This window comes from Sphingobacterium suaedae (assembly GCF_042684625.1).
Lineage (GTDB): Bacteria > Bacteroidota > Bacteroidia > Sphingobacteriales > Sphingobacteriaceae > Sphingobacterium > Sphingobacterium suaedae.
The window spans coordinates 1-449 of sequence record NZ_JBHULR010000019.1; the positions used below are offsets into that span (position 1 = coordinate 1).

General features: G+C 58.8%; 1 protein-coding gene. It reads left to right on the forward strand.

Annotated elements, in window-relative coordinates:
* Positions 1-44: 44 nt before the first annotated feature.
* The gene (locus ACFSR5_RS18225) at positions 45-293 is read left to right on the forward strand and encodes a hypothetical protein (protein ID WP_380905904.1); all 249 of its coding nucleotides are present in this window, start codon (positions 45-47) and stop codon (positions 291-293) included.
* Positions 294-449 lie beyond the last annotated feature (156 nt).

The following is a 449-nucleotide window of genomic DNA, read 5'->3' on the forward strand; positions in this document are numbered from 1 at the left end:
GCCCGCTGGGTATCCCGACGATAGCCGATCGCATCGGGCAGACCGTGGTCAAGGAGCGGCTTGAACGGATTGTTGAGGGTATCTTCCATCCGGACAGCTACGGCTACCGTCCTGGCAAGTCAGCGCCCGTGTGCGGTGCTGGAAGTGGGATTGGGTCATCGACCTTGACATCAAGGGATTCTTCGACAACATCCCCACGGGCTGCTGATGAAGGCCGTCAGGAAACATTGCACGGATGGCTGGATGCTACTGTACATCGAACGGTGGCTGAAAGCACCGCTCCACAAGGCTGATGGTACCATCGAGGGGAGGGACAAAGGGGGTCCGCAGGGTTCGGTCATCGGGCCCGTGCTGTCGAACCTTTACCTTCACTATTGCATGGACAGCTGGCTGGAGCGGCACTACCCGCAGAGTCCTTTCGAACGCTACGCGGATGATGCCATCATACA